This is a genomic window from Rhizobium sp. SYY.PMSO (genome assembly GCF_046840415.1).
GTDB lineage: Bacteria > Pseudomonadota > Alphaproteobacteria > Rhizobiales > Rhizobiaceae > Rhizobium.
In genome coordinates this window covers 1,484,284-1,505,523 of the sequence record NZ_CP177351.1, presented here as the reverse complement: position 1 = coordinate 1,505,523, position 21,240 = coordinate 1,484,284, and the positions used below count along the sequence as shown (strand labels likewise).

The following is a 21,240-nucleotide window of genomic DNA, read 5'->3' as shown; positions in this document are numbered from 1 at the left end:
CATGAAACCGCGGGCTCAATCCTCCAGCGCAAATGCACTTATCGTCGGCGGTCTATTGCTTGCGCTGGCTCTCGTGCTGACGGGGTTCAATCTCAAAGCCGCATTTCCGCAGCTTGGATGGCACGATCTGGCGCAGCGAGCCCGCGAAGGGGATCTGCCTGCAGCCATCGCATTCTATAGCGCATTGCCGCGTATCGCCGTCGCCATGCTCTGTGGTGCCGGGCTCGCATTGTGCGGAACCATCTATCAACAAGTGCTGCGTAATCCGCTGGCCGAACCTTCGACACTCGGGGTCTCTTCGGGTGCCTATCTTGCGGTATCGGCCTTGTCCTGGCTGCTGCCAGGGCTGGGGATGCCGGAGAGAATTCTTATCGCCATGGCAGGAGCGGGGCTCGCCATGGCGCTGGTGCTGATCCTGGCCTGGGGTCACGGATTGTCGGTTCTTGCACTGTCCCTAAGCGGATTGACCTTGAATCTCGTGTTCGGCTCACTTGCGTCGATGATCATCACATTCCATCGCGATGGCATGGTGTCATTGTCATTCTGGGGCTCGGGAGCGCTTCGGCAGAATGACTGGGGGGCAGCCGAAACCCTGGTATTCACCCTTCTTCCTGCTGCCGTGGCTCTTCTTCCAGCCACACGGTCGCTCTCATTGTTCAGTGTCGAAGATGAGATCATGGCAGGACTGGGCGTCTCTGTTCGAGCCTTTCGGTTGCTGGCACTCATATTGGCCACATGGATTGCCGCCGTCATCGTCGCCTGCGTGGGGATCATCGGCTTCGTCGGGCTCGCCGCCCCTTGGCTTGCTCATCTGTTTGGAGCCCGGCGAATGGCGGCGCGCCTATTGGTGTCCGCAACGACCGGTACGGCGCTGCTGCTGGCAACCGATCAACTGTTAATTGCATCCGGTCCCATGGCGCAGTCGATTCCTGCCGGCTCATTGACGGCTTTGCTCGGCGCACCGGTGCTCCTGTGGCTATTGCGCAAGCCAAGGGCGACGCCGCCGACGGCCGCCGCGGGTGCCTCCGTTTTTTCGATCCCGCGTGCGCCGACCATGCCCGCCGTTCTTGTTCTGGCGATTCTTGGCATAGCGGCGGCCATGATGATCGGACGGGACGCTCATGGCTGGCATATCCTCGATTATGATCGATTTGCAAAGGTTCTCCCCTGGCGGTGGCCGCGCGTGCTGGGCTCGGCCGCGGCCGGAGCAGCTTTGGGGATTGCCGGCTCCAGCCTGCAACGATTGACCGCCAATCCGATGGCAAGCCCTGAAGTTCTCGGCGTTTCAAGCGGTGCGATCCTTGGCGCCCTGCTTGCCATGTTCATCGCTTCGCCGGATCTGCCAGTGACCCAGAACATCGGAGCCGTCGCCGGTTCGGGAGTGGTGGTTGCACTTTTGGCGCTGTCTGCGCGCCGCGGCAGATCTGCGGCAGGGCATGTTCTGATGGTCGGGATAGGTCTTGGCACGGTACTCAGCGCGATCTCGAGCGCGATCGCACTCCTACCCGACCCGCGTTTCCAAATCCTCCAGCTCTGGATTGTCGGATCGACGGATGGCATCTCGCCGCTCTCTGCCGTTTTTATGGCTGTCGTGGCAATGGCCGGTCTCGGCGCTGCATGTCTTCTAAGGCGCTGGCAGGCGATGCTGCAGCTCGGCGCGCCCTTTGCCATCGCCGGCGGCGTCGCCGTCGGACGGGCGCAGATGGCTATGCTGATGCTCGTGTCGGTGCTTTGTGCAATTGCAACGCTGATCGTGGGCCCCCTGAGTTTCATCGGACTGATGGCGCCGCATCTTGCCGAAAAACTCGGCGGCAGGCGGGTGGTTTCTCACCTGCTTCTTACGGCGATTCTTGGTGCGCTGATCATGGTTCTCGCAGACTGGCTGGGGCGAAACCTTTCGTTTCCCTACGAGATTCCCGCAGGTCTGCTCGCCACATTGATTGGAGGGCCTTATTACCTATGGCTTTTCCACAAGCGTGCCACCTGAACGCACCAGGGCACCGAGACGTGTCCCTCTGAAGTTCCTCGCCCGGCCGATGGTGAATGGTCATGGGGGACGATTTACGCCAAATCCGCCAATTGTTATCAGGACCTTGAATCGGGTCGCAATTCATATCTTTCCAAGAGCAAAAAGCCAGGTGAGCTCCTTTTGAGCGAAACTCAAGCAAGATTACGCCGGGGTCGATACGGATCTTCCTGAGAATATCCTGAATATTGAGTCAGTATATCCAGAAGCTCTCTACCCATCATGGGAAGCGCAGGATCTGCGCCTGCACAGCGGCTCTCAGCCCAGCGCGCACGCTCCTCAGGCGACAGGCGGATTGCTATAGCCATCGGGCGATAGGCCCGCTTTTGCTTTGGTAGAAATCATTGGTAAGCTAAGCAAGTCGACACCGAAGATCGGCGTCGCCATCCGGCTCATCCTTGAATTGCTCGATATTTTCAAACACATGAGAAAGGGTGGGCCAATCACCGCCATTACAGCTCTTCCTGCAAGACGTTCAATTTGTTCGTGAACTTTGCAGGATAAAAATGGAACCATTCGGGCACCATGGGTATTGCCCTTGCCGAGCGGCCCTGACGGTCGACAATATGCCCGGTTGGGAGTGCCGATCTTGAAGAAGATAGACATAAACGCAGCGAAGATTGCCGAACGCGTCGATCGATTAATCGTGCGTTCAGGGTGTTAAAGCTAGTTAAGCGGCAACGATTGCCCCGGTTGCTGTCAAGCGGGTGGGGTGCTGTAACGAAGATCTCAGGCTCCCGGTTGTCGTTTCCAGAACCCCGGATTCCGGAAACGACGCGACAAAAGCGAAAGACACATGTCGTCTAAAGATACTGTCAACGATTCTGCCTCAACCTCCCAGATGGATCATTCGGATCGCGAATTCGGCATCCGCGCCGCTCTTTTGTCAAACGATCAGCTGAGGGCCAGGGCTGCAAAATTTGCCGAGAACCGGACGCTGGATTTCGTTCAGTTCAAAGACTTCGATTTTTATCTCCGCCATAAAGAGAACGAGACCGAGATTCTCCGGGTCTATCGTGCCGCCGCGACGGATGTCGACGCCGGTGAGAGCATCACGCCGGCCGCCGAATGGCTGCTCGACAATCACTACATCGTCGAGGAAGCAATTCAGGAAGTTCGCCGTGACTTTCCGAAGAAGTTCTATCGCGAACTGCGCAAGATCAAGCTCGATGGGACGGAGGTGCCGCGCACGCTCGCACTCGCCTGGCTTTACATGGCGCATGCGCACAGCAATATCAGCAATGCCGGCATGACGGCGGTGACGGAGGGGTTTCAGGATCGCGAAACTCTGCGGATCGGCGAACTCTGGGCTCTGCCTTCGCTGGTGCGCTACGTACTGATCGACAATCTTCGCCGGGTGGCATCGCAGATCGACAAGAGCCGTCAGATGCGTGCGGCCGCCAATGCGGCGGCCACCGAGGCGATTGCGCTCGGCGATGCCGGCGCGGCGCAACATCTGGAGACGCTGGCCGCCAACATCGACGACACGACCTTCGTCACGCAGCTGCACTATCGTCTTCGCAATGCGCTCGAGCCAACGGAAGCCGCGCTGAACTGGCTCGAAGGCAAGCTTGCCGCCAGGGGGACGGATGCGGAAACCGTCATGTCGGCCGAGCAGACCCGCCTTGGCGCAGCCAATGCGCTCATGGGCAGCATTATCAAGAGCCTGCGCGAGATCAACGACACCGACTGGTCCGAATGGGTCGAAGAGGTCAGCACCATCGACAAGCTGCTCTGGCAGCAGACGGATTATGCCGAGCTCGATTCCGGCTCGCGCAACAGCTATCGCCGCCAGATCGAAAAGCTCGCAAAACGCTCCGACAAGACGGAAATGGATATTGCCGAGGCGGCCGTCCGGCTGACCGAACGTGCAAAAAGCGAGCAAAGGGACGGATCTGCGGGCAACGTCGGCTACTATTTCGTCGGTAACGGGCGCCCGGCGCTCGAGGCGGAGATCGGTTTCCGGCCGACGCTTGGCCTGCGCTTCATGCGCATGGTCCGCAAGCTGAACTGGCTATCGATCGCCATTCCCGTGCTCTTCCTGACATTGCTGGCACTGATTCTGGTCGAATGGGTGTTCGTCGACACCGGCATGCCGCTTTTTGCGACCGTTGTTCTGCTGCTGATGTTTGCGCTTCCTGCATCCGAGGGCGCGACGGGCCTCTTCAATTTCTTTGCCACGTTCTTCATTACCCCGGATCGCCTGGTCGGCTACGAGTTCAAGAAGGGATTGCCTGCGGACGCGCGCACGCTCGTCACCATCCCCTCCCTGATCGGCAGGCGCGAGCATGTCGACGAACTCGTCCGCAATCTCGAGGTGCATTATCTTGCCAATGCTCGCGGCGAGATTTATTACGCTCTCCTGACCGACTGGCCGGACGCGGAAGAAGAACAGACCGCCCGCGATCTCGAAGTCCTCGACTACGCGCGAAGCAAGATCGCCGAGCTGGAATCGCGTTACTCGGAGGAAGGCAGGCAGCGCTTCTATCTCCTGCATCGCCGCCGGCAGTATAACCCGGCCGAGGGCGTCTGGATGGGTTGGGAGCGCAAGCGCGGCAAGCTGCATGAACTCAACATGCTGTTGCGCGGCAGCCCGGACACGAGCTTTATTCCGGGCGTCGATGTGGTGCCGGCGGACGTCAAGTACGTCATGACGCTGGACAGCGATACGCGCATTGTTCGCGATACCGTGACGAAGCTCGTCGGCAAGATGCACCATCCGATCAACCGGCCGGTTTTCGACGACAAGAAGCAGCGCGTCGTCGATGGCTATGGCGTGCTGCAGCCGCGTGTGACGCCGTCGCTGACGACGGGCAAGGATGCATCCGCCTTTCAGCGCGTCTTCTCCGTCAATCGTGGTCTCGATCCTTACGTCTTTGCGGTTTCCGATGTTTATCAGGACATCACCGGCGAGGGCAGCTTCACCGGCAAGGGCCTCTACCATGTCGATGCCTTCGAGGCTTCGCTGAAGGGCCGGATCAGCGAAAACTCCATCTTGAGCCACGACCTTCTCGAAGGCTCGATGGCGCGATGCGGGCTGGTGACGGACTGTGAGCTGGTCGAGGATTTCCCAATCCGCTACGAGGTCGAAGTCTCGCGTCAGCATCGCTGGGCACGCGGCGACTGGCAGCTTATTCCGTACATTTTCGACGATCGCCGCGGCATCACCGCGCTCGGCTGCTGGAAGATGCTCGACAATCTGCGCCGCTCGCTGACCCCGATCGCCTGGCTCCTGGCATCCGTTCTCGGCTGGTACTGGATGGATCCTCTCGGCGCGCTCGTCTGGCAGATCCTGCTGATCTTCAGCCTGTTCGTCGCTCCGACATTGTCGCTGATCAACGGCATCATTCCGCGAACAAGCGACATCATCCTGCAGGCGCATCTCCATACCATCCGGAAAGATATCGAGAATGCCAATGCCCAGGTGGCGCTGCGCATCATCTTCATTGCCGACATCGCCTGCGTCATGGCCGATGCGATCGTCCGTTCGCTCTACCGCATGTTCGTCAGCCGCAAGCTGATGCTGCAGTGGCGTACTGCCGCCAGCGCGCAGGCCATGGCCCAGACCACGATCCTCGGCCACTACAAGGTCATGTGGCGCGCGCCGCTGCTGGCCATCCTGGCGCTGATCTTCGCGGCCTCTTCCGGCGATATCGCCTGGCTGGTCGGGCTTCCTTTCGTCCTTCTCTGGGTGCTGTCGCCGGCCATCGCCTGGCTGGTCAGCCAGACGGCGGAAACGGAAGATCGTCTCGTCGTTCCCGATGAGGTCCGCAACGAATTGCGCAAGATCGCAAGGCGTACCTGGCGCTATTTCGACCACTTCGTCGTTCCCGATCAGCATTTCCTGCCGCCCGACAACGTTCAGCAGACGCCGCATGCCGTCGTGGCCATGCGTACGTCCCCGACCAATATCGGCGTCTATCTGCTGTCGGTCATTTCGGCGCGTCGGTTCGGCTGGATTTCGTTCGTAGACGCCGTCGAGCGCATCGAACAGACGATCGAAACGGTTGAAAAGCTGGAGAAATATCGCGGACACCTGTTCAACTGGTATCATACGGATACGTTGAAGCCGCTGGGCCGCAAATATGTTTCGTCGGTCGATAGCGGGAATTTCGCCGGCCATCTCATTGCCGTTTCATCGGCATGCCGTATCTGGGCCCAGTCTCCTCTTGCCCATATCCATACCGATCTCGACGGCATCGGCGATGTCGCCGCAATTTTGCGCGAGGTGCTTTCGGAACTCGATGGCGATACGCGGTCGAACCGATCGCTCCACGACCGCCTCGACGGCCGTATCGCCGAGCTCGAAGCCGCGGTCGCGACCGGCAAGCGCGAGAAAGAGTTCTCCTCGGGTCTCATCGAACGATTTGCCGGACAGGCACGGGAAATCCGCGAACTTGCCGGAAGCCTCGACAGGGAAGTCAAGACCACGCAGAGCGACGAGGTCGTCCATTGGGCGGAGAAGCTGGTCGAAACCTGCGAACTCCATCAGGTCGACAAGGCTTTCGATGTCTCGCAGGCATCCGACATCGGCGAAAGGCTGATGCGGATCGGCAATCGCGCCCGCGAAATCGCCTTCGATATGGATTTCAGTTTCCTCTACCGTCCGGAGCGCCGGCTGCTGTCGATCGGCTTCCGCGTCGAGACGGAAGAAGTGGATGCCGCCTGCTACGATCTGCTCGCCTCGGAAGCTCGTCTGACGAGCCTCTTCTCCGTGGCGAAGGGTGATCTGCCGACCGAGCACTGGTACAAGCTCGGCCGCCACGTCGTGCCCGTCGGTACGCGCGGTGCGCTGGTCTCCTGGTCCGGCTCGATGTTCGAATATCTGATGCCGCCTCTCGTCATGCAGGAGCGCAGCGGCGGGATTCTCAACCAGACCAACAATCTGATCGTTATCGAGCAGATGAACTATGCGCGCAAGCTTGGCACGCCTTGGGGCATCTCGGAAGCGGCCTTCAACGCTCGCGATCACCAGATGAACTATCAGTACAGCAATTTCGGGGTGCCGACGCTGGGCCTGAAACGCGGCCTCGGGCAGAACGCCGTGATCGCTCCCTATGCCTCGCTGCTGGCCAGCCAGTACAATCCGGTCGCAGCCCTCGAAAACCTCAACCGGTTGCGGGCCGTCGGCGCGCTCGGCATGTATGGTTTCCATGATGCCGTCGATTTCACGGCAAGCCGCGTGCCCGAGGGCAAGCAATGCGCGGTGGTCTACAACTACTATGCGCACCATCACGGCATGTCGATTGCCGCTGTCGCCAATGTGGCTTTCGACGGCTTGCTGCGAGAGCTGTTCCACGCGGATCCGGTGATCGAGGCTGCCGAACTGCTGCTGCAGGAAAAGGCGCCGCGCGATATTCCCGTCATGGCCTCGAAGCACGAAACCGATGCGCCCGCGACCATCCAGGGCGACCTGATGCGCCCCGAAGTGCGTCGTCTGGAAGACCCGGCATCGCGCGAGCGCGAGTTGCTGCTGCTGTCGAACGGCCGTTACTCGACCATGCTGACGGCGACCGGCTCCGGTTACAGCCGCTGGAAAAACCTCTCCGTCAATCGCTGGCGCGCCGATCCGACCGAGGATCGCTGGGGGTCGTTCGTCTTTTTGCGCGACACGGCATCCAACGAGTGGTGGTCTGCCACCGCAGAGCCGCGTTCGATTGCCAACGAGCACGTTCGGGTAAGCTTCAGCGACGACAAGGCGGAGTTCACCAAGACCGTCGGCGATCTGACGAGCGAAATGGAAGTCTTCGTTGCAAGCAATCACGACGCCGAAGGCCGCCGCCTGACGATCAGCAATACCGGCACGGAAGACCGGGTCATTGAAGTCACCTCCTATATGGAGCCGGTGGCAACGCTCGATGCGGTCGATACGGGCCATCCAGTCTTTGCCCGTATGTTCCTCAAGACCGAAATCGCCGCGAATGGCGATGCGATCTTCGTCGAGCGCCAGAAGCGCGGCGTGACGGATCCCGAAGTCGCCATCGCCCATCTGATCGTCGATACGTCGGGCGAAGATCTGCCGACCCACTACGAGACGGATCGCATGCGCTTCCTCGGTCGAGGGCGCACGCTGACGGAAGCCGCCGCTTTCGACGCCGGCGCGCAGCTTTCGAATAGCAGCGGCTTCACGATGGACACCTGCCTGTCGCTGCGCCGGACGCTTCGCGTGCCGGCCGGGGAGAAGGTCAGCGTAACCTTCTGGACCATTGCCGCCGCCGAGCGTGGCGAACTTGAAGCAGCGGTTGAGCACTATCGCCAGCCGGAAAGCTATGCCCAGGGTCTGGTTCAGGCATGGACGAGAACGCAGAGCCAGCTGCGCCAGATCGGCGTCAATTCGAAGGAGGCGGCGGCCTACCAGCGCTTTGCCCGCTACATCATCTATCCCGACATGGCACTGCGCGCCGACAGCAAGGCGGTCCGCGAAGGCCTGAGGTCGCAGTCTGTCCTCTGGGGCGCGACTTTGTCCGGCGATGCACCGCTGATGACCCTGCGCATTACCGACGAGCTCGGCACGGATCTCGTCAAGGAGTTGCTGCGTGCGCAGGGCCTCTTGCAATCGCGCGGGGTCGAGGTCGATCTCGTTATCTTCAACGAGCGCGCCGGTGAGGCGGCTGCCGAAATGCAGCGCACCATCGACCAGCTCTGTGACGCAGCGCGTCACGCCAGCGAGGTCGCCGGCATCCAGCGCAACATCTACGTCCTGCGCAAGGATCTGACGGCTCCGGAAGCCTACGACGCCATCATCGCCGCCTCGCGCGTCGTGTTGCGCGGTCGCGACGGCAGCCTCATCGACCAGGTGCAGAAGGCCAGGTCCGTTTCCGGTTCGCCTGCGCTGCTCGGGCAGTGGGGCGACTCCACTCTGGTGCCGCGCATGGTGCGCGACGCCGCCGAGGCTCTACCCGTCGACGGCAGCGATCTTGCCTTCTGGAACGGCTATGGCGGTTTCGCGGCCGATGGCAGCGAATATGTCGTGCGCCTGTCCGGCGGCGAGCAGACGCCGCATCCGTGGGTCAACATCATCGCCAATGAGAGTTTCGGCTTCCATGTCTCGGCTGAAGGCGCTGCCTTCACCTGGAGCCAGAATTCCCGCGACCATCAGCTGACGCCCTGGACCAACGACATGGTGACCAACCGGCCGGGCGAGGCCTTCTATCTGAAGGATCTCGACCGTGGCTCCGTCATCGTGCCGTATGCGGCGTTGGCGCAGCGCTCCGACACGCGTTTCGAAGTCCGCCACGGCCTCGGCTACTCGGTCTTCTCGACGGTTCAGGACGAGATTTCCCTGGAGGTCACGCAGACCCTCGACATGGAAAAGCCCGTGAAGCTGACGCAGCTGCGCATCCGCAATGATGCGGAAGAGGCACGCAAGCTGCGCCTTTACGGCTATGCCGAATGGATTCTCGGCAACAACCCGACCAAGAGCAAGCCCTTCATCATATCGAGCTTCGACAGCGCGAGTGGTGCGGTCTTTGCGAAAAATCCGTTCAGCGTGAGCTTCGGAACCCGTGTCGCGGCATTTGCGGCAAGCGAAGCACCGTCGAGCGTTTCCACCAGCCGCCGCGAATTCATCGGCCGGCACGGAACGATCCAGCAGCCGCGCACGGTCTCCGCCGGCTCGCGGCTCTCCAATGCCGTCGACCTCGATGGCGATCCGGCAGCCGCCTTGGCATTCGATCTGACGATCGAGCCGGGCGAAGTGCGCGACATCTGCTTCTACATGGGGGACGCCGCCTCGCAGGAAGAAGCGGCCGCTCTCATCGCCGACATCCGCTCCGTCGGCTTTGGCGAGGTTCTTGAGAAGACGCGTGGGTTCTGGAAGAATTTCACCGGCAAGACGCGTGTCTCCACGCCGGACCAGCGACTTGATTTCATGGTCAACAGCTGGCTGCCCTATCAGACCTATAGCTGCCGCATCATGGCCCGCACCGCCTTCTATCAGTCGAGCGGCGCGTGGAACCTGCGCGACCAGCTGCAGGATTCGCTGGCCTTCCTGCTGCATTCGCCTGAAATCGCGCGCAAGCAGATCCTCAATACCGGCCGCCGACAGTTTCCGGAAGGCGACTTCCAGCACTGGTGGCTGGCAGACAGCGGTGCCGGCGTCCGCACGAACATCTCCGACGATCCGGTCTGGCTCGCCTATGCCGTCGACCAGTATTGCACGGTGACCGGCGACAGCTCGATCATGGACGAGATGCTGCCCTTCGTCGAAGGCGCGCAGCTCAGCCCCGGCCAGTACGACGCATTCCTGCAGCCGCGTGTTTCCGACGAGACCGCATCGCTGTACGAACACGCCGCGCTCGGCCTCGATCTCGCGATCAAGCGCACGGGCGTCAACGGCCTGCCGTTGATGATGAGCGGTGACTGGTGCGACAAGATGGATCGTGTCGGCATGGCCGGCCGCGGCGAGAGCGTGTGGCTCGCCTGGTTCCTCGCGGGCGCCTTGCGTCGCTTCATCGCCTATGCCGAAACCCGCGGCGACAAGCAGCGCGTCAGCCGCTGGTCGGATCATCTCGCACAGCTCAAGACCGCGATCGAAACGGCCGGCTGGGATGGCGAATATTATCGCCGTGGCTATTACGACAACGGCGCGCCTCTCGGCTCCAGCCAGTCGGCGGAAGACAAGATCGACTCGATCGCGCAATCCTGGAGCGTGCTCTCGGGCGAGGGCGATGCCGAGCGCAGCAACATGGCCATGAACGCTGTCCTCGACAAACTGGTCGATGACGAGGGCAAGCTTATCCGTCTGCTGACCCCGCCCTTCGTCAAGCCGGTCAATGATCCCGGTGTGATCAAGGCCTATCCGCCGGGCGTCCGCGAGAACGGCGGCCAGTATACGCATGCCGCCATGTGGGCGACTCTTGCCCTTGCCCGAATGGGCCGAGGCGAAGACGCCTGGCGCGCTGTCGAAATGCTGAACCCGATCAACCACGCGCTCGATAAATCCGCCGCGGACATCTATCGCATCGAGCCCTATGTGATCGCCGGTGACGTGTATGGAGAAGGCGACCTTAAGGGCCGCGGTGGCTGGAGCTGGTATACCGGCTCGGCCGGATGGTTCTATCGCACGGCAATCGAAGGCATACTGGGCATCCGCACCGAGAACGGACGCCTCCACGTCAGGCCTGTCCTGCCGGCGGGCTGGAACGGCTACTCGGCCGGGCTGGAGCTTCCCGGCGGCAGATACGATGTTTCGGTTTCGAGAGCGGATGGGGCAGCCGGATATTCGGTTTCGGTCAACGGGACCGTGATCGACGACCTGGAAGAGGGATATTCGCTCGCGTCCTCGTGAGCGAAGTCCCGTTGTCAATCGAAGTCTGCAATGTGATTTCCTGTCGCTTGCTGCGGAAATGCCAAGCGACAGGTGTCCGCGCCCGAGCCGATGCGGACGCATGTCATAATAGTCCGGGAGCCGATAGCCCGGTGAGTTGCCAGGACGCAAAGTCCTGTTGTCGTCGCAAGGTCTGCCAGCGGCGGGATCACTTTACCATCGATGCCGGCCGATCGCCGATATAGCGGCGGAAGGACAGCACGAGCGTTTGCAGGTCTTCATCGGACCGAGCAGAGCGGCGCGGGCAGGGCAGCCTTGTGATGGCACCGATCCCTATCGCCATGGCTGCAAGCATGATGGCCAGCACTGCAATTTGCGTTCGCTCAGACGCTTGGCAGGCCGAGGAAGCTTGTCCTTTATCAGCCGATCACATTCCTGCTCAGAAAATCATCAGTCTTCGATGAAAGACAAAAAATATGCGATTCAGGGGCAGGGTACTTGACATCCTCAATCATAATGTAGTTGAGTTAGTCAATCAAATGGAGGCGCAATTGCCTGGAGACGGCGAAAGACAGGAAGAGCTTTGGCCGGGTGAGGGACTGGTTCTGTCACCGGAGGCGTTGGATCTCGATGTACTGAACGACACGTTCAGCTTCTTCGTGCGTAGCTTAAGTATCGAGGTCAGCCGCGATTGGGATGCGCGGATCAGCGATATCGATGAGATGCGGGGTACAGGCAAGGTGACGGCTTTGTTCCTGATCAGCAAATATCCCGGCATACATCCTTCGGTCATTGCGCAGGTGAGTTCGAAGGATAGGGCCGAGATCGCGCGCCTGCTGACGGGGATGGAAAAGGCCGGTCTGATTTATCGCAAGGCCGGACGCAAGGACTCACGTTCCTGGTCTCTCTTCATCACGGAAAAAGGAGAGAGTCTGCTGGGCGAGATTCGTCAGCGCGTCCGGGATTCCCGGCGTTTTCTGGCCGACATTTCAGACGATGAATACGATCAGGCTATGACCCTGCTCAGAAAGATCTACTGGCGTTTGGTCATGACGCCGCGTCCACCAGGAGGCCAGCCATGAAAGAAGGCAGGGTTGCTCTCGTTACCGGGGCGGGAAGAGGAATCGGGCGGGCGGTTGCCGAACGGCTTTTGGCCGACGGCTGGGCTGTTTCTCTCGGTTTGCGGCGTGGCCTGGAGGATTGGAGTGACCATAACGTCCAGACGGTCGCCTATGATGCTGCCAAGGGTGGCGAGGAGTCCTGGGTGGGGGCCGCCCTCGACCGGTTCGGACGTATCGATGCAGTCATCGCCAATGCCGGGGTGATGATCCCCAAGTCGGTGGTCGAGATCGACGACGAGGATCTCGACGCAATGTGGACCGTCAACGTACGGGCGCCGCAACGCCTGGCTCGCGCGGCTTTTGCAGCGCTTGCCAAATCGGGAAGCGGGCGCATTGTCATCGTCGCCTCGCTGTCGGGCAAGCGAGTGGCATCCCCGCAATCGTCGGCCTACGCACTAACCAAGCATGCCGCCGTCGCTCTAGCCCACGGATTGCGTCAATCGGGCTTTGATAAGGGAATTCGTGCCACTGCAATTTGCCCGGGTTTCGTTTCGACGGACATGGGGCGGTCGTTGATGCCGGACATGGCGGACATGACCACCCCTGGCGAGATCGCCGATCTCGTCGCCATGGCCATCAATCTGCCGAACCGGGCAAGTGTCGCGGAAATCGCCGTGAATTGCAGGGCGGAGCAGTCGTTCTAGGATCTTGCACGCTCCGAAATGAGTAGCGTGCGGAATGCAGTTGGAAATCCGAATACAGCCGAAGCTATTTCGGATGTTCGTCCATAACAGAAGTCAGGCATGGCACGCTGCTGTGCAAACTGACCTTGAGAGGCGTTTGCCTTTCTCCCTGGGAGCAGGAAATGCCTCGTCCGCGCTTTGGACGGGGATAGTGCCGTGCAACGACACGTCGTGCGAAAACTCTATAATAAAAGGGAACAGAGATGACATCGACCAACAGTCCGTTTCATGCGAGCAGACGTCAAATGCTCGCGATGCTAGGCATTGGCGCTGCAGGAACTGCGATGCCTGGCCTATTCAGTGCAGGGACAGCCAGAGCGAAGGAGGCTCCGAAAGGGCAAATAGTCTTGGGCTTCTCGCAGGAGCCAACGGTGTTCAACCCGCACCTTCTCCACATCGAAGTCGATGAAGGTGTGTACTTTGCGATCTTCGATCCTCTCTTCGGCATCGATGAAAAGGGAGAGTTCTTTCCCTGCCTGGCGGCAGAAGTGCCCTCTGTCGCGAATGGCGGTATTTCCAAAGACGGCTTGACCTGGCGGGTAAAGCTGCGCGATGGCGTGACCTGGCATGATGGCAAGCCGTTCACGGCCGAAGACGTCAAGTTTACGATCGAGCTTCTTGTCAATCCGAAGTTCAATAGCTGGCGGCATACGGGGCATGAACTGGTACGGGATCTCACAGTCGTCTCTCCAACGGAGCTGACATGGACGATGGACAAGCCCTATGCTCCTTATGCATCCATCCTCGCATCGACATTTATCGTGCCGAAGCATGCATTCGATGGTCAGGCCGATCTGAACAACACCCCCTTCAACAATGCTCCGATTGGTACTGGCGTATACAAATGGAAGAAGCGGGTTGCCGGCGATTACATCGAGCTTGAGGCCAATAGTTCTTATTACGGTGATGGCCCTCACGTTCAAAGCCTGATCGTCAAATACATCCCGGATCTGACCGTGATGTACACGCAGTTCAAGACGGGCGACATCGATGTGACCGGCCTGCAGGGAATCAGCGCGGAACATTACGACGAGGCATCCAAGCTGGCTGATCGCACGGTCGTCAAGGCACCCGGCAGTCCGGTCGAGACATTCTCGTTGAATCTCGGTCTGCCTGTATTTCAGGACAAGGTCGTGCGCCAGGCCCTGTATCTCGCAATCGACAAGCAGTCGATCATTGATGCGCTCTACTATGGCCTTCCGGCTCAAACCGAAAGCTACATGCCGCAGCAGGGCTACTACTACAATGCGGAGTTGCCGAAGCACGAATTCGATATCGACAAGGCAAACGCGCTCCTTGATGGAGCCGGGTGGGCGAAAGGCGCCGATGGCGTGCGCGCCAAGAATGGCCTGCGCCTTTCGTTCGAGAATTCCACCACATCAGGCAATCATCTTCGCGAACAGATGCAGCAGTTCATTCAGCAGACATTTACGCAGATCGGCGTTGAAATGAAGATCCGCAATTTGCCGCCTGCCGTCATGTGGGGCGACAACTGGATGATGTCGCAATTCCAGAGCGCAATCGCCGGCATCGTCTTCCTGACCAGCGGAGACCCCGACACCGCGGACTATTTCAGCTCGAAGTCCATTCCGGCTCAAGGCGGTTCGGGACAAAACACCTGGCAGTGGAAGAACGAGGAGATCGACAAGCTCCTTTCCGACGGCGCGAAGGTATTCGTTCCGGATGAACGCAAGAAGATCTACCTCAAGATGCAGGAGATCGTACGCGAAGAGCTTCCGTTCCTGCCGCTGTATCAGTTCACGGATCTGCGGGGCTACAAGAAGGGCTTCGACGGCATGGTTCCGAACGTGAACGTGCGCATCGATACGTGGAACGTCAATCGCTGGCGTTGGAGCTAAACTGTCCGTCGGGCCGAAAGGCCCGACCATTCCCAGCCTTAGCTAAAACGGAGATCGACTTATGGCGCGTTTCCTGCTCGGCAGATTGGGCCAGAGCCTTGTTCTGCTATTCGTTATTTCGCTGATCGGCTTTTGCATATTGATGCTGGCTCCGGGCGGGCCGATGTCGAAGTTCGCACTCACACCCGGCATCAGCAAGGCGGATCTGGATCGGATTGCACATCAGATGGGGCTGGACCGCCCCATCCTGGTCCAATATTTCGATTGGCTTTGGGGCCTTGTTCGCGGCGATTGGGGGCGGTCGTTCCGAGACGGGCGTCCGGTTCTTGCAATCATCGCAGAACATCTGTTCGCAACCTTGCTCTTGATGGGAAGCTCGACCGCCATCGCGATCGGCCTCGGTACGTGGATCGGGATGAAGAGCGCCATCAAGCGCTATTCTATCTTCGATTATACCGCGACGATCGGCACCATGATCGCGCTCTCGATCCCGACCTTCTGGTTCGGTTTGGTGGCGATTTATATATTCTCGCTCGATCTCGGCTGGTTCCCGGCCGGCAACATGTACACGGTGGGCGATGAATCCGCCTTGGATTATCTGCATCACCTCGTCCTTCCCTCGGTCGTTCTCGCGCTCGTCAACATCGCAATCTGGAGCCGCTACATGCGCTCCTCGATGCTCGAGGCGATAGGACAGGAATTCGTGAAGACCGCACGGGCGAAGGGTGTTGCCGAGCGCACGATCATGCGACGGCATGTAGCCAGGAATGCCATGTTGCCGATGATTACGCTTGCCGGAATGCAGGTGCCGCAGCTTCTCGGCGGTGCTCTCGTGGCCGAGACGGTTTTCACCTGGCCGGGCATGGGGCGCCTGTTTCTCGACAGCCTGGGTTACAGCGATTACCCCGTGATCATGGGGTTGCTGATGTTCTCCGCGATCCTGACGGTTCTCGGCAGTTTCATGGCCGACGTTCTGACGGCCTTCATCGATCCTCGGATACGGCTGGCGTGAGGGCAGAACAATGGCAATAACCACAGATGTTTTCGTTCCCTCGCGATCGGGCAACCGTGTCCTTGCACGTTTCATGCGCCATAAACTGGCGGTCATCGGCTTCGTGGTCGTCTGCCTGCTGATCCTTGCGAGTGTGTTCGGACCGGGCCTGATCCCATACGACCAGCTTCATATCGACCTCAGAGCCAGAAACGCACCGCCGTTTTCAGGCGCGCATATTTTCGGGACCGATCCGCTCGGGCGTGACGTTGCCGCGCGCCTGTTCATGGCGGGTCGCGTTTCGCTGGCAGCGGGGGTTGCGGCGATGGTCATCTCGACGATTGTCGGAACGGTCGTCGGGACCATATCGGGTTACTACGGCGGCCGGGTCGGCGCGGTGCTCATGCGCATCGTCGATGGATTTCTGGCCTATCCCAGCGTTTTCCTGATGCTGACGCTCGCCGCCTTCATCAAGCCCAGTCCTCTCATGATCACCGCCATCATTGCCGCAACCAGCTGGATGCAGGTGGCACGCGTCGTGGACGCCGAGGTTCGCTCCCTGCGGCATCGGGAGTTCGTGCTGGCCGCAACCATGCTCGGTCTCACGCCGAACCGGGTTATGTTCCGTGAAATCCTGCCGAACGTCATGGGTCCGGTCATTGTTTCGGCGACGCTGACGATTGCCAATGCAATCCTGCTGGAGGCCTATATTTCCTTCCTGGGCTACGGCATTCAGCCGCCGCTGCCCTCCTGGGGAAATATGCTGAACGGAGCGCAGCAGTATCTTCAGACCGCGCCCTGGCTTGCGATCGTGCCGGGGATTGCGATCACGCTGGCTGTAACCGGCTTCAATTTCATCGGCGACGGTCTCCGTGATGCCCTCGATGTGCGGGGTGACGTGAAATGATGTCCCTGCTCGCCAATCACGAAACTGAGGCTGCAGCCCCGAAAGCGGAGGGTCTTGTGAAGGCCGTGCTGACCATCGATAATCTCTCCGTTTCCCTGCCGCATATTGCCGATCGGCCATACGCAATCGAGAACATATCCTTTACGCTCGAGTCCGGTGAAATCCTTTGCATCGTCGGAGAGTCCGGATCGGGAAAATCCGTGACCGCCAATGCGGTCATGGGGCTTCTTCCGCCGCCGCTCAAGATTGAGAGCGGAACGATCAGATTGCACGACCGCGACATCACGGCATCGACGGAAAGGGAACGCACGAGCCTGAACGGTCGCGTCGTGTCCATGATCTTCCAGGACCCGCTTTCGGCGCTCAATCCGTTGATGACGATCGGCCGCCAGATCGAGGAGGTCATGCTCACCCATCCTGAGGCTGCGCAATTCAACCGCTGGACGCGTGTGATCGAATTGCTCGAGATGGTCGGTTTGCCAAATCCGCCGACGATCGCGCATCAATATCCATTCCGGCTGTCGGGTGGTCAGCGCCAGAGGGTCATGATCGCCATGGCGCTCGCGCTTGACCCCGATATCCTCATCGCGGACGAACCGACCACTGCACTCGACGTCACCACGCAGGCGCAAATTCTGGACATCATCAGGCGGCTGCAGCGCCAGAAGAAAATGTCTGTCCTGTTCATCACTCATGATTTCGGGGTGGTCGCCGATATCGCCGACAGGGTGATCGTCATGGAGAAGGGCCGGCTTGTCGAACAGGGGCTCGCCAAACAGGTTCTTCGTGCCCCCAGAGAGCCGTATTCGCAACGGTTGCTGGCAGCGATACCGACGATGCGCACCGAGCCGAAGCCTGCCGTCCGGGAGGATAGTCCCGTCGTGCTCGATGTCCAAGGCGTGTGCAAGTCTTTCAGGACGAAGGGGGGCCTGTTTGGCAGGACGCGCGTCGTCCATGCGGTTCAGGGCGTCAGCCTGACGCTGAGAAAAGGTGAAACCGTCGGCATCGTCGGCGAATCCGGATCGGGCAAGTCGACGTTCGGCCGGATGGTGATGAAACTGCTCGATAGCGATTCCGGCCGCATCATTCTGGACGGCGACGATATCGTGCCGATGAAGGAATCGCGATTCCGGGCGAAACGGCCCTATATCCAAATGGTCTTTCAGGATCCGTTTGCCTCACTCAACCCTCGCCATTCGATCGAGCATTCCCTGACCTGCGGTCCGATGACCTTCGGAATGTCACGCACGGAAGCCAGGGACAACGCATTCAGGCTTTTGAAGCGGGTAGGCTTGCCGGAACAGGCAATGGATCGCTACCCGCACGAGTTTTCGGGTGGTCAGCGCCAGCGCATCGGCATTGCCCGGGCGCTCATGTTCAATCCTCTCTTGCTGATTGCCGATGAAGCCGTGTCCGCGCTTGACGTTTCCATCCAGGCTCAAGTGCTGCAATTGTTGGCGGAGCTTCAGCAGGAAACCCGCGTGGCGATGCTCTTTATCACCCACGATCTGCGTGTCGCAAGCCAGATCTGCGATCAGATCGCGGTCATGCAGCACGGCCGCATCGTGGAGTTTGCGCCCGCATACGAGCTGTTTGAGGCACCAAGAGATCCTTACACGCAGACCCTCGTTCAGGCCATTCCGGGATGGCGCACCTCGTCGTCTTGAGAGTGATTGCGATCAGGCAACGAAATTTAATCGCTGAAACGACCAGCGCGCCAATGGGAACAGGAGACGGAGCGATGACGTATGATGCCGACATCGGCGTGGTGGGGCTGGGAGCCATGGGATGTATGACCGCCTGGCGTCTCGCCAAACGCGGCGTGAGCGTTCTGGGATGGGATCGTTTGGCCCCCGGCCACGACCAGAGCGCCTGCGGCGGCGAAAGCCGAATATTCAGGACGGCCTACAAGGAGGGACCTGCTTACGTTCCGTTATTGATCAAATCGCGTGAACTCTGGCGCGAGCTCGAGGGCGAAACCGGGATCGACCTTCTCCATCTCGTCGGCGCATTGTCGATCGCGCACGAAGACAGCGACTACATGAGCAATGTCATTGCCTCCTGCCGCGACTACGAGATCGACCACGAAGTCCTGTCTCCAGTCCAGGTGAAGGAGCGATATCCCGTTCATACGCTTGACCGCGGCGAAGTTGCCGTCCTTGACCGTTGGGCCGGCTATGTGCGTCCGGATCGCGCAACGATGACAGCCGCACGGCGCGCCGAAGCGCTGGGGGCCGTGCTGCACCGATATACGCCGATCCGCGACATTCAGTTCGGGGCGGATGGAGCGACGGTCTGCTCCGATACCAAGGAATGGCGTGTGCGAAAGCTCGTGCTGACGCTGGGTCCGTGGACACGCCATCTTCTTCCTGCAACCGCCGAAAGCCACAAGCTGGTGCGGATCGTGCTTGCCTGGTATCGCACGGAAAACGACGCTCGGTTTCGCGCCGATGTCTTTCCCGTCCTCCTGCGTCTTTCGGGCGGCCTCGATTTCTGCGCGTGGCCGATCATCGACGGCGATACGATGAAGGTCGCTCGAAACGGATCGCATGGCATCTTCGACGATGCCGCGAAGCTCGACCGCAACGTCAGCCCGGAATGGTTCGTCCGCTGGCGGCGGATGATCAGGGACTATCTGCCCGGCGTCATTCCCGATCCTGTCCGCATCGGCGCCTATATGGACAGTTGGACGGAGAGCGGCAACGCGGTCATCGACACCCATCCCGATTGTTCCAACCTGGTGACGCTCTACGGCTTCTCCGGGCATGGCTTCAAGCTGTCGCCGATATTCGGCGAGATTGCCGCGAAACTGGCGCTGGAGGAAAAAACCGAACACGACCTGTCGATCTTCAAATCACCGAAGCTCGGACCCTTCGGCGCCATCCCGTGCGACGCGATGGCGCCATGAAACCAGCAATCACTTTCCATCGCCGCGGATCGGGTTGAACCCGTTCACGGATGACGGCGCTCGCCGCCAAATCCTTACGCGTTCGGTCGCAAGCGGCCGCACGCGCCGGGAATGCCAGTATTCACTTTCTGAGGGGACTTCATGTGACACGCTTTGCTCCATTCGATGAATCCTATTGGTACGCATCGGCTCCGCCGGCCCCGGAAACCGGGAGGCTCGCCGGCGAAAAGACCGCCGACGTCTGTGTCGTCGGCGCCGGCTATACGGGTCTGACGACCGCGATCGAACTTGCCCGCAAAGGCGTGTCGGTTGCCCTCATCGAGCGGCAGGAGGCCGGTTACGGCGGATCCGGTCGAAATGCCGGCCATTGCAGTCCCACCTTCTCCTACTATACCCTTGAAAAGGTGCGCTCGCTGTTGGGCGAACCTTGGGCCGAGCGGCTGATCCGGCGTCAGACGCGGGCTGCGGACAAGGCCCGCGAATATATCAACCGGTATGGCATCGACTGCGAGTGGGTGCAGAATGGCCTGGTCATCGGGGCGATGCGGCCCGGGCACATTCCGGCGCTGCAGCACAAGACCGAAAGCTACAATGCCGTCGGCGCGAAGACGCGCATGCTCGACCGCGACGAGGCGATCGCCATCACCGGCTCGCCACGAATGCATGGCGGCTGGATCAACGAGGACGGCGCCCATCTGCATCCGCTGAAATATGCCCGTGGCCTGGCGCATGCGGCCATCTCCGAAGGGGTCGCTCTCCATACCGGCTCACCCGCCAACAACTGCGAGCGGCAGGGTGCCAAGTGGAAGGTCAGGAGCGACAGCGGCCATGTGATTGCCGACAAGGTGATCTTTGCGACCGGCGCCTACACGGTGGCCGGTTGGCCCGGCCTCGAAAAAAGCTATCGCATTCTGCCGATCTATGTCTGCGCCACCAACCGCCTTTCTGATCGGACGCGGGAGAGCGTGCTGCCACGCAACAATTCGATGATCGACGGGCGCGGCGATTTTTATTGCTACAAGTGGACGGCCGACAACCGCATCGTCGCTTCCATGTTCATCCTGGGCCAGCGGGGCAGGGACGCCGCCTATACGAAAAAAGTCATGGCCGACAAGCTGAAATGGCTTCATCCGCAGATCAGCGAGGAGATTACCTGGGACTATTACTGGTTCGGCGAACTCGACATGCAATACCGCACCGTGCCGCGGCTGTACGGATTGGCGCCCGGTGTCGTCGCGCTGACCGGTCTTTCCGGGCGCGGCGTGCCGACAGGCACGATGCTTGGCGGCATCCTGTCGGACTGGGCCGTCGGCATGCCCGAAAACGACCTGGACCTGCGCATCGAACCGCTGCATCAGGCGCCGCGCTGGATGGACTATGCGCCCAACTACAAGCTGCGCGAGATGCGTATCGTCGACAATTTCATGAGCAAACGCGGCAATATCGAACTCCCGCCGCACCACTGAGGGAAAGGACA

General features: G+C 60.2%; 11 protein-coding genes. 10 read left to right on the top strand and 1 reads right to left on the bottom strand.

What is annotated here, in order from left to right; translation table 11 throughout:
• Nucleotide 1: 1 nt before the first annotated feature.
• Complete coding sequence (gene fhuB / locus ACJJVH_RS33515) at nucleotides 2-1,987, top strand: Fe(3+)-hydroxamate ABC transporter permease FhuB (RefSeq protein ID WP_113360126.1); 1,986 nt, start codon at nucleotides 2-4, stop codon at nucleotides 1,985-1,987.
• 318 nt (nucleotides 1,988-2,305) lie between these two features.
• Here fhuB and ACJJVH_RS33510 read toward each other — a convergent pair whose 3' ends face one another.
• Nucleotides 2,306-2,632 carry a hypothetical protein gene (locus tag ACJJVH_RS33510; protein WP_162751676.1) on the bottom strand — a complete coding sequence of 109 codons (327 nt, stop codon included), beginning with the start codon at nucleotides 2,630-2,632 and terminating at the stop codon, nucleotides 2,306-2,308.
• Between the two features lie 190 nt (nucleotides 2,633-2,822).
• Between ACJJVH_RS33510 and ACJJVH_RS33505 the strand changes: the two genes are divergently transcribed.
• The 9 genes from ACJJVH_RS33505 to ACJJVH_RS33465 all read left to right on the top strand — a co-directional run bounded on the left by ACJJVH_RS33505 (nucleotide 2,823) and on the right by ACJJVH_RS33465 (nucleotide 21,229).
• Nucleotides 2,823-11,315, top strand: coding sequence for a GH36-type glycosyl hydrolase domain-containing protein (locus ACJJVH_RS33505; protein ID WP_412066603.1), 8,493 nt, complete (start codon nucleotides 2,823-2,825; stop codon nucleotides 11,313-11,315).
• A 518-nt stretch (nucleotides 11,316-11,833) separates the two neighbouring features.
• Entirely contained in the window at nucleotides 11,834-12,376 is a 543-nt protein-coding gene (locus tag ACJJVH_RS33500; RefSeq protein ID WP_162746706.1) for a MarR family transcriptional regulator, read from the top strand.
• A complete protein-coding gene (locus ACJJVH_RS33495) occupies nucleotides 12,373-13,059 on the top strand; it encodes an SDR family NAD(P)-dependent oxidoreductase (protein ID WP_113360123.1) in 687 nt (228 codons plus the stop codon). Before ACJJVH_RS33500 ends, ACJJVH_RS33495 begins: the two co-directional genes overlap by 4 nt.
• Before the next feature lie 242 nt (nucleotides 13,060-13,301).
• Nucleotides 13,302-14,957 carry a peptide ABC transporter substrate-binding protein gene (locus tag ACJJVH_RS33490; protein ID WP_412066602.1) on the top strand — a complete coding sequence of 552 codons (1,656 nt, stop codon included), beginning with the start codon at nucleotides 13,302-13,304 and terminating at the stop codon, nucleotides 14,955-14,957.
• Between the two features lie 61 nt (nucleotides 14,958-15,018).
• Nucleotides 15,019-15,969, top strand: a complete 951-nt coding sequence (locus ACJJVH_RS33485) for an ABC transporter permease (protein ID WP_113360120.1) — start codon at nucleotides 15,019-15,021, stop codon at nucleotides 15,967-15,969.
• Nucleotides 15,970-15,979: 10 nt separating this feature from the next.
• Complete coding sequence (locus tag ACJJVH_RS33480) at nucleotides 15,980-16,855, top strand: ABC transporter permease (protein ID WP_112794627.1); 876 nt, start codon at nucleotides 15,980-15,982, stop codon at nucleotides 16,853-16,855.
• On the top strand, nucleotides 16,852-18,522 hold the full coding sequence (locus ACJJVH_RS33475; protein ID WP_412066601.1) for an ABC transporter ATP-binding protein: 1,671 nt from the start codon (nucleotides 16,852-16,854) through the stop codon (nucleotides 18,520-18,522). Before ACJJVH_RS33480 ends, ACJJVH_RS33475 begins: the two co-directional genes overlap by 4 nt.
• Nucleotides 18,523-18,596: 74 nt before the next feature.
• Nucleotides 18,597-19,763 carry an N-methyl-L-tryptophan oxidase gene (gene solA, locus ACJJVH_RS33470; protein WP_412066600.1) on the top strand — a complete coding sequence of 389 codons (1,167 nt, stop codon included), beginning with the start codon at nucleotides 18,597-18,599 and terminating at the stop codon, nucleotides 19,761-19,763.
• Nucleotides 19,764-19,906: 143 nt separating this feature from the next.
• Nucleotides 19,907-21,229, top strand: a complete 1,323-nt coding sequence (locus tag ACJJVH_RS33465; protein WP_412066599.1) for an NAD(P)/FAD-dependent oxidoreductase — start codon at nucleotides 19,907-19,909, stop codon at nucleotides 21,227-21,229.
• The last annotated feature ends 11 nt before the right edge of the window (nucleotides 21,230-21,240 follow it).

Coding starts and splice junctions, on each gene's coding strand:
- fhuB (WP_113360126.1), top strand. CDS start 2: ATGAAACCGCGGGCTCAATCCTCCAGCGCAAATGCACTTATCGTCGGC.
- ACJJVH_RS33510 (WP_162751676.1), bottom strand. CDS start 2,632: ATGTCTATCTTCTTCAAGATCGGCACTCCCAACCGGGCATATTGTCGA.
- ACJJVH_RS33505 (WP_412066603.1), top strand. CDS start 2,823: ATGTCGTCTAAAGATACTGTCAACGATTCTGCCTCAACCTCCCAGATG.
- ACJJVH_RS33500 (WP_162746706.1), top strand. CDS start 11,834: ATGGAGGCGCAATTGCCTGGAGACGGCGAAAGACAGGAAGAGCTTTGG.
- ACJJVH_RS33495 (WP_113360123.1), top strand. CDS start 12,373: ATGAAAGAAGGCAGGGTTGCTCTCGTTACCGGGGCGGGAAGAGGAATC.
- ACJJVH_RS33490 (WP_412066602.1), top strand. CDS start 13,302: ATGACATCGACCAACAGTCCGTTTCATGCGAGCAGACGTCAAATGCTC.
- ACJJVH_RS33485 (WP_113360120.1), top strand. CDS start 15,019: ATGGCGCGTTTCCTGCTCGGCAGATTGGGCCAGAGCCTTGTTCTGCTA.
- ACJJVH_RS33480 (WP_112794627.1), top strand. CDS start 15,980: ATGGCAATAACCACAGATGTTTTCGTTCCCTCGCGATCGGGCAACCGT.
- ACJJVH_RS33475 (WP_412066601.1), top strand. CDS start 16,852: ATGATGTCCCTGCTCGCCAATCACGAAACTGAGGCTGCAGCCCCGAAA.
- solA (WP_412066600.1), top strand. CDS start 18,597: ATGACGTATGATGCCGACATCGGCGTGGTGGGGCTGGGAGCCATGGGA.